General features: G+C 70.2%; 16 protein-coding genes. 2 read left to right on the top strand and 14 right to left on the bottom strand.

Features of this window, described 5'->3' with window-relative positions; all coding sequences use genetic code 11:
* Positions 1–8: 8 nt before the first annotated feature.
* From ACWEN0_RS10510 to ACWEN0_RS10485, 6 genes are all read right to left on the bottom strand, one after another.
* Positions 9–1,253 (bottom strand): acyl-CoA reductase, encoded by a 1,245-nt coding sequence (locus ACWEN0_RS10510; protein ID WP_451971367.1) that lies wholly within the window; start codon positions 1,251–1,253, stop codon positions 9–11.
* Positions 1,250–2,302, bottom strand: coding sequence for a LuxE/PaaK family acyltransferase (locus ACWEN0_RS10505; RefSeq protein WP_451971364.1), 1,053 nt, complete (start codon positions 2,300–2,302; stop codon positions 1,250–1,252). Before ACWEN0_RS10505 ends, ACWEN0_RS10510 begins: the two co-directional genes overlap by 4 nt.
* Before the next feature lie 73 nt (positions 2,303–2,375).
* On the bottom strand, positions 2,376–3,770 hold the full coding sequence (locus ACWEN0_RS10500; protein WP_451971361.1) for an AMP-binding protein: 1,395 nt from the start codon (positions 3,768–3,770) through the stop codon (positions 2,376–2,378).
* Complete coding sequence (locus ACWEN0_RS10495) at positions 3,767–4,498, bottom strand: SDR family NAD(P)-dependent oxidoreductase (RefSeq protein WP_451971358.1); 732 nt, start codon at positions 4,496–4,498, stop codon at positions 3,767–3,769. Before ACWEN0_RS10495 ends, ACWEN0_RS10500 begins: the two co-directional genes overlap by 4 nt.
* Positions 4,491–4,736, bottom strand: coding sequence for an acyl carrier protein (locus ACWEN0_RS10490; RefSeq protein ID WP_451971356.1), 246 nt, complete (start codon positions 4,734–4,736; stop codon positions 4,491–4,493). The genes ACWEN0_RS10495 and ACWEN0_RS10490 overlap by 8 nt, the downstream gene beginning before the upstream one ends.
* Positions 4,737–4,747: 11 nt before the next feature.
* Complete coding sequence (locus tag ACWEN0_RS10485; protein ID WP_451971353.1) at positions 4,748–5,467, bottom strand: UDP-N-acetylglucosamine acyltransferase; 720 nt, start codon at positions 5,465–5,467, stop codon at positions 4,748–4,750.
* Positions 5,468–5,617: 150 nt separating this feature from the next.
* Between ACWEN0_RS10485 and ACWEN0_RS10480 the strand changes: the two genes are divergently transcribed.
* Together ACWEN0_RS10480 and ACWEN0_RS10475 are read left to right on the top strand one after the other, a co-directional pair.
* The gene (locus tag ACWEN0_RS10480) at positions 5,618–6,724 is read left to right on the top strand and encodes a DegT/DnrJ/EryC1/StrS family aminotransferase (RefSeq protein ID WP_451971350.1); all 1,107 of its coding nucleotides are present in this window, start codon (positions 5,618–5,620) and stop codon (positions 6,722–6,724) included.
* Positions 6,721–7,677: a Gfo/Idh/MocA family protein gene (locus ACWEN0_RS10475; RefSeq protein WP_451971347.1), complete on the top strand. Its 957-nt coding sequence runs from the start codon at positions 6,721–6,723 to the stop codon at positions 7,675–7,677. The genes ACWEN0_RS10480 and ACWEN0_RS10475 overlap by 4 nt, the downstream gene beginning before the upstream one ends.
* Positions 7,678–7,702: 25 nt before the next feature.
* On the opposite strand, the gene ACWEN0_RS10470 is transcribed toward ACWEN0_RS10475, so the two are convergent.
* From ACWEN0_RS10470 to ACWEN0_RS10435, 8 genes are all read right to left on the bottom strand, one after another.
* Entirely contained in the window at positions 7,703–9,085 is a 1,383-nt protein-coding gene (locus ACWEN0_RS10470) for a M20/M25/M40 family metallo-hydrolase (RefSeq protein ID WP_451971345.1), read from the bottom strand.
* A 54-nt stretch (positions 9,086–9,139) separates the two neighbouring features.
* Complete coding sequence (locus ACWEN0_RS10465) at positions 9,140–9,862, bottom strand: hypothetical protein (RefSeq protein WP_451971343.1); 723 nt, start codon at positions 9,860–9,862, stop codon at positions 9,140–9,142.
* Positions 9,859–10,368, bottom strand: a complete 510-nt coding sequence (locus ACWEN0_RS10460; RefSeq protein WP_451971340.1) for a SigE family RNA polymerase sigma factor — start codon at positions 10,366–10,368, stop codon at positions 9,859–9,861. The genes ACWEN0_RS10465 and ACWEN0_RS10460 overlap by 4 nt, the downstream gene beginning before the upstream one ends.
* 263 nt (positions 10,369–10,631) lie before the next feature.
* Complete coding sequence (locus tag ACWEN0_RS10455) at positions 10,632–11,198, bottom strand: Uma2 family endonuclease (RefSeq protein ID WP_451971338.1); 567 nt, start codon at positions 11,196–11,198, stop codon at positions 10,632–10,634.
* A gap of 139 nt (positions 11,199–11,337) precedes the next feature.
* Positions 11,338–11,961 carry an acyltransferase gene (locus ACWEN0_RS10450; RefSeq protein ID WP_451971335.1) on the bottom strand — a complete coding sequence of 208 codons (624 nt, stop codon included), beginning with the start codon at positions 11,959–11,961 and terminating at the stop codon, positions 11,338–11,340.
* A complete protein-coding gene (locus ACWEN0_RS10445; protein ID WP_451971332.1) occupies positions 11,948–13,144 on the bottom strand; it encodes a glycosyltransferase family 4 protein in 1,197 nt (398 codons plus the stop codon). Before ACWEN0_RS10445 ends, ACWEN0_RS10450 begins: the two co-directional genes overlap by 14 nt.
* A gap of 32 nt (positions 13,145–13,176) precedes the next feature.
* Positions 13,177–14,106 carry an NAD-dependent epimerase/dehydratase family protein gene (locus tag ACWEN0_RS10440; protein WP_451971330.1) on the bottom strand — a complete coding sequence of 310 codons (930 nt, stop codon included), beginning with the start codon at positions 14,104–14,106 and terminating at the stop codon, positions 13,177–13,179.
* Positions 14,107–14,129: 23 nt separating this feature from the next.
* Positions 14,130–15,263 (bottom strand): DegT/DnrJ/EryC1/StrS family aminotransferase, encoded by a 1,134-nt coding sequence (locus tag ACWEN0_RS10435; protein WP_451971328.1) that lies wholly within the window; start codon positions 15,261–15,263, stop codon positions 14,130–14,132.
* Between the last annotated feature and the right edge of the window lie 46 nt (positions 15,264–15,309).

Here is a 15,309-nt window from a genome sequence, read left to right as displayed (position 1 = left end):
CGATCCTTTCAGGCCTGTACCGTGACCAGGCGGCTGAATTCGGCCAGCAGATCGTAACCGTCCCACACCGCGGAGAACGTCAGGGCCGAGCCGAACGGCACGATCCGGTCGACACCGCGGCCCGCGAGCTCGTGCGCGAACGCCGTGAGCTCCTCGGTTGTGAAACCGAACTGGCTGACTGTCTGATCCTTCCTGAGCACGATCGGCACCAGGTCGGACAAAGTGGACACTCGTGCGTTCGCGAACGTGCCGGCGCCGAGCCACTCACGCGGCAGCACCGCCGGGTCGGCCAGCTCCAGAGTCGCCAGGCCGTTGCCGTCGAACGCGATCTCCTTGACCAGTCCGTCAGCCGCCGCGCCGTACGCCGACACGCGCTTTTGGACGGCCATCGCCGGTTCCGTGACGTGCTGCTTCGACGCGAGCACCGACGCCAGCAGCGTGCGGAACTCGCTCCCCGCCTCGCGAGCGCCCGTCTCGTCGCCGACCCAGAACACCGCGCGCGGGGACGAGCAGGCGGCCTGGTCGAACCAGTAGGAGTCGTTGTAGAAGCCCTCTGCGGCCGCGCGACGCTCTTCCTCGGAGGCCCGCTGCCAGCCCGCCACCGACGCGACGGCGAACGACGAGCGGTCCGGGAACGTGAGGTCACGCGCGTGCGGCGCCAGGGGGTACTTGCGCAGGGCCGCGACCGAACCGTCGCCGCCCCAGATGACGCGCAGGTCGGCGGCCAGGGACAGCGCGCCGCTGACCTCGTCGCTGCGGTCGTAGGTCACCATGCGCTGGGTGGCCGTGATGGCCTCCGCGACGGACGCGTCCACCTCGGACAGCGCCGCGTTCAACGCTTCCAGCACCGCCTCGGCGGCGCCGGCCGAGCGCGACGACACGCGCACGACGTTGTGGTTGCCCGCCAGCGCGGACAGCGCCCACGAGTAGACGAAGATCGTGTCGACGTTCGCCGGCGGCACGTGGAAGACCAGCCCGCGCGGGAACCGCAGCGCGCTGGCGGACGTGTCCAGTGTGGACAGTGCCTTGGCGATTTCGCCCTTGCGCAGGAAGAACCCGAGCGACGCCAGCTCGGGGAACCGCCGCGCGGTCGCCGGGGCCAGCAGCTTGCGGGCGAACTTCGTGACGAACTCGACGATCCGCGGATCGCCGACGCGCAGCCGGCCGCCGGGCGGCTCGGCACGCAGCTCGTCGACCAGGTCGCGCACGGAAACGGCGGGCGCCTCGGGGAACCGCTGGGTCAGAGAAGTCACGCCGCCGCTCCCGAGAAGGTGTCCGAGCAGCCGCGGGCCTCGGCCTTGGGCAGCCTGCCGAGCACGGAGAAGTGCTTGCCCGGCCAGTCGCCGTCATCGATCCCGTTGTAGACGCCCAGGTCTTCGGTCAGCAGCACGTGGCCCGGGTAGGACCGCGGCAGCGTCGAGACGACCTCGATCACGCCCGGCTCCCCGACCGGCTGCTCTTCCCACGTCTCCGGGTTCCGGATCACGACGTCGGCGAAGTCCGGGCAGTACAGCGAGTTCCCGGACGGGCCCTCGAGGAACACCGTGCCGATCTGCTCGATCATCCCGTAGTAGTTGTGGATCCGGGTGAGCCCGGTGTCCTCTTTGAACCGCCGCCGGAACTCGGTGTTGTCCACCGCGCGGTCGATCAGCTTCTTCCAGCCACCGCTGTGGATGAGGATGCCGTTCGACAGGTCCAGGTCGTTGTCCCGCGCGACCTCGTAAAGGTAGAGCCACACCATGAACGTGAAGCCGAAGATCAGGAAGGGCTTGTCGCCGTACTCGGCCAGGAACTTCTTGACGGCCTCGACGTCCGGCTTGTCGTTCTCGTCGAGCACGTACGTGTGCTTGCGGCCGAAGTTCGCCATGCCCAGCACGCCCGCGCCGCGCGCGGAGAACGACCGGCGGTTCTTGATGATGCCGATGGTGTCGACCATCAGCATCGGCAGCCGCTCGCCGCCGAGGACCTCCTGCAGCGTGGCGCCGAGCTGCTTGGTCTGGGCGCCCGCCGCCTCCTTGTCCAGGTAGATCCGCGACGCGCCGGCGCCCGTCGTCCCCGACGAGGTCAGCGTCTTGAACACCTCGCTGTCCGGGACGGACTTGAGGTCGTGCGTCTTGAACATCCGCACCGGCAGCCAGGGCAGGTCGGCGATCGTCGCGAACGAAGCGTCCGGCGCGATGCCGAGCGAGGCCAGGATCCGGTCGTAGCCCTCGGAATTCGCCCGGTGGTGGGCCGTCAGGGCCGCGAGTTCGGGCAGCAGCAAGGCCTCCCGGTCGGCCTGCGACCGCGTGAAGACGCTCATGCGCCGACCTCGCTGACGCTCAGTTCGGCCTGAGCGGCGAGCGCTGTGTTGAATGATTCACTCGCAAGCTCGTTCATACCTTCCCCTCCAAGGTCCGGTAGTCGATCTTGCCGCTGGCCAGCAGCGGCACGGTGTCGATCGGGCGGACGTCGAACCCGCTGGCGTGCAGGTGCAGCCGCTCGGCCAGCGCCCGCGAAGCGTCCTTGCAGATGTCCTTGTCCGCGCCTTCGGCGAACAGGACGACCTTGTCGCCCGCGGGCACCGCCGCCACCACGTCGATCCCGACCGCCGCCGTGCGCACGGCGTGCTCGAGGTCGTCGAGGCTGACGCGGTTGCCGAACACCTTGCCGATGCGCTTCAGCCGCCCCGTGATGAACAGGTACCCGTCTTCGTCGAGGTAACCCAGATCACCGGTGGCCAGCACGCCGCCGTATTCGTCCCCCTTGGCCAAGCCGGACTCGTCGTCGGCGTAGCCCATCATCACATTGGGCCCACGGTAGACGACCTCACCGACAATTTTCGGGTGCGTGGTCTCCGAGCCGTCGTCCCGGCGGACGGCGAACGCGCCGCCCGGCAGCGCCGGCCCGGCGGAACCGAGCTTTTCGGCCAGCCGCTCGGCGGGCACCGTCGTCATCCGCGGCGACGCCTCGGTCTGGCCGTACATGACGTACATCCGGCCGCCGACCGCGAGCATCTTCTCGTTGAACTCGGCGACCAGGTCGTCGCGCAGCTTCCCACCGGCCTGCGTCAGCGTGCGCAGCGTCGGGTACTTCGCGGGGTCGAACTTGAGCCGCCGCAGCATTTCGTAGTGGTACGGAACGCCCGAAAGGGACGTGACGCCGTAGGTGTTCACGGCGTCCCAGAACCCGCGGCCGAGCACGCCGGAGGGCTCGATGACCACGGTCGCGTCCCGCAGCAGGTGCGAGTTCAGCACGGACAGGCCGTAGCTGTAGTGCAGCGGCAGGCAGGTCGGCGCGACCTCGTCGGCGTCGATGTGCAGCACCTGCGCGATGGCGTCGGCGTTGGCCAGGAGCCCCTGGCGCGAGAGCCGGACGAGCTTGGGGTTGCCGGTGGACCCGCTGGTCGGGAGCAGGACGGCGAGGTCGGGGTGCGGCTGGACGCCGTCGGCCGACTCGCGGACCCAGTCGCCGCCACGCGTGACGTACCCCGGCGGCGCGTCGCCGGACGCGGCGAGCACGGCCGCCGGCCGGAAGCGCTCGACCAGGCCGGCCAGCACGTCGGCGTCCAGCGACGGGTCGATCAGCGCGATGGCCCGCCCGGACTCGAACGCGCCCAGGTAGGTCAGCACGCTCGGCAGGTCGACCGACATCCGCGCGAACACGACGCCGGCGGGGAGCGCGGCAAGCGCTTCCACCGACCGGCCGACCTCGGCCGACAGTTCCGCGCCGGCCAGCGTGCGGCCCCCGGCCACGTCCACCAGCCGAGCTCCCGCACCCAGCAAAGTCACAGCACCAAGCCTCCGTCGACGCCCAGCACCTGGCCGGTGATGAAGGACGCCTCATCACTCACCAGGAACCGGATCGCGTTCGCCACGTCTTCCGCCCGGCCCAGGCGCCCGAGCGGCGTCTTGCCGGTGTTCTCGGCCTTCGCTTCTTCGCTCAGGCCCGCGGTCAGGTCGGTCTCGATCACGCCCGGCGCGACCGCGTTGACGCGGATGCCGGACCGGCCGAGCTCCTTCGCCGCCGAGCGCGCGATGTTCGCCACCGCCGCCTTCGACGCCGCGTACACCGTCTGACCGGCGCTCCCGTGCTCGCCGACGATCGAGGCGAGCACCACGATCGCCCCGGTCTTCTTCCGCATCATCGCCCGGGCCGCGGCCTGGACGGTGTGCAGGGTGCCGGCGACGTTCGTGCTCAGCGTCGTGTCGACGAGCTCTTCCTTGATCATCCCGAGGAGCGCGTCCTCCATGATCCCGGCGTTCGCGACGACGACGTCGAGCCTGCCGTGCTCCTTCGCGACGCCCCTGACCAGCGAAGACACCGCCTTCGCGTCGGTGACGTCGAGGGCGAGCCCGGCCGCGGCGCCGGCGGTCGCGGCTGCGTCTTTGGCCTTGGCCTCGTCGCGGCCGGTGAGCACCACGGTCGCGCCCGCCTCGGCGAGCGCGCGGGCGGTGGCCAGGCCGATCCCCCGCGTGCCGCCGGTGACGAGCGCGACGCGCCCGGTCAGATCAGTCATTCTTCGACTGCAGCTCGGTCACCATGTCCACGGCGACCTTGAAGCTCGACATGTCGATCACCTGGTCGGTGTCGAACTCGACGTCGAACTCGTCCTCGATGGCCGCGACCAGCGCCATGTGGCCGACCGAGTCCCACGCCTCGATGTCGCGGTACTTCAGGTTCTCGACGTCCACATCGCTGCCGAGGTCCAGCGCCTCGACGAAGACCTCGCGCAGCTTGGGGGCGACTTCCGACATGCTCACAGCTCCTAGTGTTCCGCGCGCGGGCGGGCGTCCCACGCCTTTACCAAGGTAGAGAGGTCTTCGGGCAGGGCGACGGCCGGGAGACCTTCCTTGCCCTTCAGCCACGGCCCGAGGGCCTCGATCGCGGCCTCGTCCAGACCACGACGGGACAGGCCCACCACGTTGACGCCCGTGACCCGGGCGGGGTTGCCGACGGCGATGGTGAACGCGCCGACCTCGCGGCGGACGGCCGAGCCCATCCCGATCATCGCACCCGGCCCGACCACGACCTTCTGGTGCAGGATCGCGCCCATGCCGAGGTTGGCGCCGTCCCAGATGTGGCAGTGGCCACCGGTCACGGCGTTGGACGCGATCGTCACGCCGTCGCCGACCAGGCAGTCGTGCGCGACGTGGGAGTTGCGCAGGTAGTAGCCGTCGCTGCCGACCGTCGTCGTCCGCCAGGTCCCTTGGTGGACGCTCACGTACTCGCGGATGCGGTTGCGGCTGCCGATGACGACGCCGTGGCCGTCGTGATCCGCGTCACCCACCGGCGCGGCGTCCCAGGCGGCCGGGTGGGGGCGGCTACGGTCCTCGCCGGGCGTGCCGATCGTCACGTGCGGGCCGATCCAGTTGCCGTCGCCGATGCGGACGGGCCCCACGACCACGGCGAACGGCCCGATCACGTTGTCGTCGCCGAGTTCGACGCCTTCGCCGATGACGGCGGTCGGGTGGATGCGGTTGGGCACGGGTGCAGGTTTCCGTTCGTCGGCGGCTGGGTTAGGGGCGTGTTACCGCGCCCGGTAACGTGTGGCCCGCGTTGTGCAGGGGGGTCGGGCGCAGAACCGGCGGCTCACTGTACCGGACGCGCCGAAATCGCCTGCCGAGAGAGACTGCCCATGATCCCCATCACCGTGGTCGACGTGCGTGACGCGGAGGACCTCGTCGTCGAGGTGCTGCGCTCCGGCGCCATCGCTCAGGGACCGATGGTCAAACGCTTCGAAGACGCCTTCGCGGCGGTCTCCGGGACCAAGCACGCGATCGCGGTCAACAACGGGACGACCGCCCTGGTCGCCGCGCTGCAGGTCCTGGACCTGAAGCCGGGCGACGAGGTCGTCACGTCGCCGTTCACCTTCGTCGCGACGCTGAACGCCATCCTGGAGGCCGGCGCGACCGTGCGGTTCGCCGACATCCGGCGCGACGACTTCGCGATCGACACCGACGCCGTCGCGAAGGCGGTCACGGACCGCACGAAGGTGCTCATGCCGGTGCACCTGTACGGCCAGACCGCGGACATGGGCAAGCTCGCCCCGCTGGCCGCCGAGCACGGCCTGCAGGTCATCGAGGACTCGGCGCAGGCCGTCGGCGCGTCGTTCGAGGGCAAGCCGGCCGGCTCGTTCGGCATCGGCTGCTTCTCGCTGTACGCGACGAAGAACATCACCACCGCCGAGGGCGGCGTCATCACGACGGACGACGACGCGGTCGCCGACAAGCTGCGCGTGCTGCGCAACCAGGGCATGCGGGCCCGCTACCAGTACGAGGTCGCCGGCCACAACTACCGGATGACCGACCTGCACGCCGCCGTCGGCATCCCGCAGCTGGCGAAGCTCGACCAGCTGACCGCCGCCCGCCAGGCGAACGCGAAGCGCCTCTCGGAGGGGCTCGCCGGCACGCCGGGCCTCGACATCCCGCAGGTGCTGCCGGGCCGCGAGCACGTGTGGCACCAGTACACCGTGCTGGTCGGGCCGCACGCGTTCCTCTCGCGTGACGAGCTGGCCGCGGCGCTCACCGAGCGCGGCATCGGCAACGGGATCTACTACCCCAAGATCGTTTTCGACTACGACTGCTACCGGGGCCACGACCTGATCCCGGGCGCGCGCGTCGAAGACTTCCCGGCGGCGAAGGCCGTCGCGGAGCAGGCACTCTCCCTGCCGGTGCACCCGCACCTGACCGAGTCCGACCTGGACACCATCATCGAAACCGTTCGCGAGGTACTGGGCGCATGACGCATCGGATCGCTCTTGTCGGGACCGGGAACATGGGTTCCCTCCACGCCCGTGTGCTCGCCGGGAACGACCGCGTGCAGCTCGTCCGCGTGATCGACCCGCGCGAAGAGGTCGGCAAGGCCGTCGCCGAGCGGTACGAGACGGTGTGGACGCCGGAGATCGGCTCGCTCAACGACGTGGACGCCGTCGTGCTGGCTTCGGCCACCGAGGCGCACTACGAGCTGGCGCAGGAGATCCTCGGCCAGGGCAAGGCGATGCTCGTCGAAAAGCCGGTGTGCAACAGCTTCGAGCTGTCGCAGGAGATCGTCGCCCTGTCGGCGTCGAAGGGCGTCCCGCTGATGTGCGGGCTGCTCGAGCGCTACAACCCGGCGGTCATGACCGCGCTGGCGCTGGTGAACGAGCCGGTGCACCTGATGGCGCGCCGCCACGGCCCGTACGCGCCGCGGATCAAGACGGGCGTCGCGTGGGACCTGCTGGTGCACGACGTCGACCTGGCGATCCAGTTCTTCGGCGGCAACACGCCCGCCCGCGTGACCTCCGGGGCCGGGTACTTCCACCCGTCGTCGGTCGACGGCGCCGAGGACACCATCGAGACGGTGCTGTCGTTCCCGTCCGGCCTGGCCACGGTTTCGGCTTCGCGCCTGGGCCAGCGCAAGGTCCGGTCGCTCGTGGTGTCGGAGCTCGACCGGCTGATCGAGATCGACCTGCTCCGCCGCGACGTCACGATCTACCGGCACGTGTCGCACGACTCCGTGACGCCGGACGGCCAGGGCTACCGTCAGCAGACGGTGATCGAGATCCCGGAGCTCATCACGGCGCGCGAGCCGCTGGCGACCCAGCTGGACCGCTTCTGCGACCTGCTGGAGGGCAAGGTCGACGCCGACACCGAGCGCGACCTGATCCTGCCGTCGCACAACGTCGTCGAGCAGGTGCTCACGCAGGCTGTCGCCTGACCCGCGAAGAGCAGCGGCGGTTCGGCTAGCTGACCGGCACCGGGAACGCCGCCGGGCTCCGGTGGCCATCCGGTCCCACCGCGCGGACGGCGAAGAAGACGTTGTCCTTCGACAGGTCGATCTTCGCCGTCAGCGCCGGTCCGACGTCGATCACGTGCGTCCAGTCCGGGGCGGTCGTCTCGCGCCAGAGGACTTCGTAGCCCGTCGCGCCCGGCGTCGCGTCCCACAACAGTTCTGAGTCGTTCGTCAGTGCCGCTGTGCGGATCTTGGCCCCCTTCGGGGTGCCCGGCGCCGTCGCGAGCGACCACAGCGCGGCGCCGTTCACCCGCGCGACGCGGGCGGTGAACGGGAAGTCGCAGAACTGCGGCAGGTCGCCGAACTGGATGCCGTTCTCGACGCGGACGTCCTGGTGCTGGTGCGCGAAGTCCTCGGCGGGCTCGGTGAACCGCGCCGCGGGGTAGCCCTGCTCGAGGAAGCCGATGTGGTCGCCGCCGCGCAGGTAGCGGTCGCGGCGGTAGATCACCCGGACGGTCATGCCGGTCGCGTCGTTCTCCGCCACCGACTTCACGAACCGGGCCAGCTGCCGCGGCGGGGAGTCGTTCTCGCCGCCGATGCTGCGCCGCAGGTTCGCCTCGGCCGGCGTCTCCGCCGTCGGGACGCCCTCGGCGAACAGGCGGATCGTCGTCGGGTCCCGCGTGCCGTCGTCGGCGCGGCTGGACCCGACGATGTCGTTGGTGAACATGGCCTGGACGTCGGTGCCGGCCGCCTTGAACTGCCGCGCCATGAACCGTGCGCCGTAGAGGCCCTGCTCCTCCCCCGCGACGGCGGCGAAGACGATCGTCGCGGCCGGCTGCCGGGCCGAGAAGACGCGCGCCAGCTCGAGGACGACCGCGACGCCCGAGGCGTCGTCGTCCGCTCCCGGCGCGTCGCCGGTGAAGTTCATGACGTCGGTGCAGCGCGAGTCGTAGTGCCCTGAAACGACGTACACGCGGCCGGGATCGGTGGCCCCGCGCAGCGTCGCGACGACGTTGGTGATCGTGGTCGGCACCGGGATCCGGTCGGCCGGCGGCTGGACGTACGACTGGAGCTCGACGCTCAGGCGGCCCCCGGAAGCGGCCGCGATCTGCTGGAACTGCGCGAATAGCCAGTCACGCGCGGCACCGATGCCGCGGACCGGATCGTCCTGTGTGGACAGTGTGTGCCGCGTGCCGAACGCGGCCAGCCGCCGCACGGTCGCCTCGATCCGCCGTTCGTCGACTTGGCGGAGCAGCGCCCGGAGCTCCGGGCTCGGTCGTTGCGGCCGGACCTGGCCACCGGGATCCCCGGGTTCGGCCGCGCCCGCAGGGACGCCGGCCACGGTCACCGCGGAGGCGGCCGAAGCGGTGAGGAACGCTCGTCGAGTGGTCACGGTCCGGTCTTACGCCCGCGCGGCGGCGCCGTGTACCGCCGACCGGCCGTCGGGCTACTTCGTGAGCCGCTTGCCGGCCGTGTCGTAGGCGATCAGCGGGGTCAGCGTGCCGGAGCTCGGGACGGCGACCGGGTCGAACCAGAAGATGACCACGCCCGGGTCTTCCGTCCACTTCGCCAGGTTGGCCTCGACCGTCTTGCCGTGCACGGTCGTGGTGATCCTCGCCGCCGGGCCGGCGAAGTAGCCGAAGACCGGGATGACCTGGTCGCGGATCACCTCGCCGCCGTCGGTGGCGTGGAACCCGAAGGAGCGGTCGGAGCCGCGGGTCTCGTTCGTGGCCAGCACGGCCTGCAGGGACCCGTCTGTGCGGAACCCGGCCGTCAGCCCGAAGTGGATCCCCGGCAGCGCCTGCGGGTCGTCGATGGCCTGGGCGAAGAAGACGATCTCGCCGGCGCCGGTCCGGATCCCGGTGCCGACGACGTCCCCGGCCGGCCGCGGCGCCGGTGTGGCCGCGCTCGGGCTCGGCGGCTTGGTGACCGACGTCGAGGGTGACGGCGGCTGCGCGACCGGCGCGGGCGCGGGCTGCCGCAACTGCACGGCGAACACGACGACCAGCACGACGGCGGCCGCGGCGGCGATCCCGGCCGCGCTCGTCAGCACCCGGCGGCGACGCCGGATGCGCGTCCCCGCGGCCATGATCTCGGCCAGGTCCGGCTCGGCGAAGGGCTCCTCGGGCGGCTGCCGGAGGGCGGCGCGGAAGTCGTCGAGATCGTTCACCGCCCGCTCCTTCCGATCAGCGTGTCCTCCGTGTCGGCCTCGATCCGCAGCTTCGCCAGCGCGCGTGAGTTCGTGCTCTTCACGGTACCCAGCGAAACGCCGAGCTCACGGGCCACGTCGGCTTCCGGCAGGTCGAAGAAGTGCCGCAGCACGACGACGGCCCGTTCGCGGTCGGTCAGCGTCTTCAGCACGGCGGTGAGCCACGCGCGCTGGGTGACGGCCCGGTCGACGTCGAGCCGGTCTTCCCGCTCGGGCATCGCCTCGGTGGCGTACTCGCGGATCGGCCGCCGCCAGCCGTCGATGACGTGGTTCACCAGGACGGTCCGGGCGTAGCCGTAGGCGTCCTTGTGGCGGACGCGCGCCCACGCGGCGTAGGTGCGGGTGAAGGCGGTCTGCGCGGCGTCCTCCGCCTGGTGGCGGTCGCCGGTGAGCAGGAAGGCGGCGTGGGTGAGCCGGGCCGAAGAGGCGCGCACGAAGTCCGCGAACTCGTCGTCGCCACGCGCCATGGGTCACCGCCGTTCCGTCTCTCCCAGCGACGGCCGAGGCGGGGAAAGGTTGCTCTCGATCTTCCGAGCGTACCCCGCCTGCTTGAAACGTTGCGTAACCGCAATCCTGCGCTCGGTTACCGGGCACTAGATTGTCCGGTGGGCGCTTCGAGGGGAAATCTTCGCCGTCGCATGCCTGCTGACCTGCGTCACAGCGCGGTGGGACGGTTCCACGACGGCGGCGCCGGCGATGTCGCCGGCGCTGCCGTCATCCAAGATCGGAGCTACGGGCGCTGCGCCTGCCGCGTGGTCAACGCGGCCAGGTCGAGGACGAGCGGCGCGCCGGCCAACTCGAGCCGAGCGGCGCCGGAGAACTCGCCGAAGTCCTCGTAGTCGTCGTCGACGAGCCGGTAGGTGATCAGGCTGACCGGCGGATCGAGGTCGACGATCCAGTAGTGCTCGATCCCGGCCTCGGCGTACTCGGAAAGCTTCATGACCCGGTCGGTCCGCTTGCTGCCCTCGGACAGCACCTCGACCACGAGCCGCACATCACGAGCGGCCAGTCGTGGCGGGTTCGTCTCCACCAACGCGGTCGGCGCCACCAGGACATCGGGCACCCGGACCGTCAGCGGCTCCTCGGCGACGAGCATCTCTACCTCGCCCAGCGCACAGAATTCAAGCGGCAGCTGCTCATTGATCAAGTAGCTCAGCCTGGCGACAGCTCGCTGGTGCAACGGCATCGGACGCGGTGCCACGACGAGAACCCCTTCGACCACTTCGACCTGGTGCTCCGGGGTTTCCGGCAGGTCGATCCAGTCGTCGAGGGACAGGAGCCGGTGAGGCCAGTCCATGACACTCATCGCTTTCGCCTCGCCGTCAGTAACTGGACGTCATCTTCCCACGTCATCCTGCCGGAACGCCAGTGCGCTGAGTAGTCGCCCAATGGGACTGCTGCACCCGAAAGTGTTCTGCCGGGGCGACAACCCGGAGCTACTCCGAGAAGTCTCCTGACGGCGCGCCCCAGCCGGGGGCCTGGCCGCGGTCCTCCGCGATCGCGCGGCGGCGGGCGTTCTCCGCCTGGACGCGCTCCACTTCGGACTGGATGTACTCGTCGTCGTAGCGCTGGAACACGCGCGCCGGGTTGCCCGCGACCAGCGTCCGCGGCGGGACGTCCTTGGCCACCACCGAGTTCGGCTGGACCGTCGCGAAGTCGCCGATCGTCACGCCCGCCATGATCACCACCAGGCCGCCGATGAAGCAGCCCTTGCCGATCTTGACCGGCTTGCGCTCGATCAGGTCGCTGCCCGAGTGGTTCTGCAACGTCATGTTCGCGAGCCAGCTCGAGTGCGTGAAGATCAGCGTGTTGAGCCCGATGCTGGTGTGCTCGCCGATCTCCAGGCCGCCGCTCGCGTCGAGCGCCGCGCCTTCGCCGACCCAGCAGTGGTCGCCCATCTTCAGGTTTTCGGGGCTGATGATCTTGACCCGCTCGCGCACGCGGCACGTCTCCGGCAGGCCGTAGTACTTGGCCCGCTCGGCGTCGTTCATGTACTGCGAAACGAGCTCGGTCAGGATCTGCGGGCGCAGCCGGTGGCTGCGCTCGTCATCGAAGAACATCGGCGTCCGACACCAGTTTCTCGAACGTGCGGAGGTGCTCCTCGGCGACGACGGGCAGCCCGAAGTTCGAGCGGACCATTTCGCTCTCGCGCTGGGCGAGCAGCGCGCGCTTCTCCGGGTCGTCCAGCAGCTCGATGACCGTCGAGGCGACGGCTTCCGAGTCGTCCGGGCGCACCAGGAGCACGTTCTCGCCGTTGCGCAGCTCGATGCCGGGGTAGTTGTCCTCGGTGACCGACGCGATCGTCGCCGTGCCGGAGAGCATCGCCTCCAGGGACGCCGTGCCGCAGCCGCCGTTGAGGTCGTGCGTGACGATGTCCGCCGCCGCGAAGTACGCCGGGACGTCCGCCTTCGGGACCGCGCCCGTGACGACCAGCGCGTCCGAGACGCCCAGTTCGGCGGCCCGCTTGATGAACGCGTCGTGGTAGACGCGGCCGACGACGATCACCCGCACGCCGGGGTGCTTCTCCTGGATGGCCGGCAGTGCCTCGACCAGCGGCAGCCGGTTGCGCAGCGGGATGACGTGGCCGAGCGAGACGATCAGCGGGGCGTCGCCGATCTCGTGCTCCGCGCGGACGTCCTTCGTCACCGGCTTCTCGAAGTGGTCCGTGTCGACCGCGATCGGGAAGTACTCCGAGTTCGCGTCGCTGGTGCCGTAGCGCTCCACGCAGTAGTCCACGCCGAGCTTGTCGAGGATGACGTACGTCGGGCGGATGTACTTCAGGATCGGCTTCACCAGCATCGCGTCGAGCATCCGGAACACGCCGCCGTACAGCTTCTTGTCGCTGATCAGGAGCGTGTGGATGGTCAGCAGCACCGGGATGTTGCGCCGCCGCGCGTAGATCCCGGCCAGCCACGACAGGTCGAAGAACTGGCCGTGCAGGTGGATCGCGTCCGGCTTGAACTCGTTCAGCAGCTTCCACAGCCGCCGCCAGTTGCCGGGCCGCACCGACGTGAAGGTCATGTCGAAGTCGATCGAGAGACCGACCTGCGGCATCTTGGTCGCCGGGAGGCGCACGACGCGGTAGCCGTCGCGCTCCTCCTCGGCCGGGGCCTCGCCGTACGCGGCCGTGATCGCCAGGACCTCGTGACCGGCCTTGACGAACTCCGCCGCCAGCGACGCCGACATGTGCGCGCTGCCGCCCACGCGGGGCGGGAAGAAGTTGTTCACCACCGCGATGCGCATCGCACGCCCTCGGGCCGGCCCCGCGGTGGCACTCACTCCGAGTCCTTGACCAGCTGCCGCATGCCCTCTTCGACGGTGATCTGCGGCTCCCAGCCGAGCACCTCGCGGGCGCGGGTGATGTCGGCGGCACGGCGCGAGACCAGCACGTCACGCTCGTTGAACTGCGGCTCGACGTCGACGCCGACGGCCTCGATGAGGATCTTCGCCAGCGCGGCGATCGAGGTGTCGATGCCGGTGCCGATGTTGATCGGCAGGTTGGCCTTCTCGGACTCCAGGGCCGCGACGACGGCGCGCGCCAGGTCGTGGACGTGCACGAAGTCCATCGACTGGTCGCCCTTGCCGTCGATGACGGGGGCGTGGCCGGCGCGCAGGCGCTGGATGAAGTGGTTGATGACCGAGGTGTAGTAGGCCTCGATCTTCTGGCCGGGGCCGTACACGTTGAAGAACCGCAGCGCGTTCCAGGACAGGCCCTTGGTGCGCTCGTAGAAGCCGAGCAGGTCCTCGCCCGCGCGCTTGGAGATGCAGTACGGCGTGAGCGGCTTGAGCTCGTCGTCCTCGTGCATCGGCAGCCGCTTCGGGTCGCCGTAGACCGACGCGGTCGACGCGAACACCAGGCGCTGGACGCCCTCGTCCGCGGCCGCGGCGAAGACGTTGTGGTTGCCGGTCATGTTGATGTCGATCGACTCGTGCGGGTCGGCGATCGACTTGTTGATCGAAACCGTCGCGAAGTGGATGACGTGCGTGCAGCCGCGCATGGCCTCGCGCACCGCGCCGCCGTAGCGGACGTCCTTCTCGACGAGCTCGACCTTGCCGGTGGCGACGAACTCGTTGACGCGCGCGCGGTCGCCGCGGGTCATGTTGTCGAAGATCCGGACGGTGTAGCCGCCCTCGAGCAGCAGCGGGATGACGTGCGCGGCGATGAACCCGCCGGCCCCGGTGAACAGCACCTTCTTGTCGGACACCAAATTCTCCTCGATCGGCACTTTCAGGAAAGGGACAGCACGGCTTCGCGCACGACCTCGGCGACGCGCGTGACTTCGGCGTCGGTGAGGTTCGCGTGCATGGGGATGGCGAGCTGACGCGCGAACGCGTCGGCCGAAACGGGCAGCGGAGCCTGGGGCCCGTAGATCGGCTGCAGGTGGGAGGCGTACGTGCCGAAGTTGCACTGGACGCCGGTCTCGCGGATGCGCAGCGCGAGGGTGTCGCGGCTGACCTCCGGGGCGACCGTGAGCAGGTAGGCCTGCCACGGGTGTTCGCGGTCCGGGAGCTCGACTGGCACGGTCAGCGCGTCGAGGTCTTCGAACGCCTCGTGGTAGCGCTTGGCGACCGAGCGGCGCGCGGCCAGCAGGTCCGGCAGGCGGTCGAGCTGGACGTTCATGATCGCGGCCTGCACGTCCGACATGCGGAAGTTGTAGCCGAGCTCGTGGAACTCCGGGATCGGCAGCGTGTTCGAGCCTTCACGGCTGATCGCCGGCTCGATGCCGTAGGTGTGCAGCTTGCGGGCGTGCGCGATGAGGTCTTCGCGGTCGGAGACCAGCGCGCCGCCCTCACCGGCGGTGATGCCCTTGCGGCCGTGGAAGGAGAACGCGGCGAGGTCGGCGAGGCTGCCGGCCGGGCGCGTCTTGTACGTCGCGCCCGCGGCGCACGCGGCGTCCTCGAACAGCCAGAGGCCGTGCTTGTCGGCGATCGCGCGGTATTCGTCGAAGTCACCCGGCTGGCCCGCGACGTCGACGGCGAGGATGCCGACCGTCTTCGGGGTGATCAGGGACTCGACGTGCGCCGGGTCGGCGCTGAAGATGTCCGGGCGGATGTCGGCGAACACCGGCTTCGCGCCGGCCTGCACGACGGCGTGCCCGGTGGCCGGGAACGTGTAGTCCCCGACGATGACCTCGTCGCCGGGCTTGACGCCCAGGACCTGGAGGCCGAGGAAGAGCGCCGAGCCGCAGTTCGCGGTCGTGAGCGCGTGCGCGGTGCCCGTGGTGTGGGCGAACCGCTCTTCGAAACGGCGGCACGCGGGGCCGGCGCCGGCCAGCCAGCCGGAGCGGAAGACTTCGGCGACCGCGGCGAGTTCTTCCTCACCGACGGTCGGCTGGCCAAGAGCGATGCTTTCGGACGACATACCTCTCCCATTGCGTGGGGACCCGCCAAAGTGTATAGACGCCCGC

This window comes from Amycolatopsis sp. NPDC004378, from assembly GCF_053602455.1.
The sequence above is the reverse complement of the archived record's forward strand: the minus strand, read 5'-3'. Positions and strand labels throughout refer to the sequence as shown.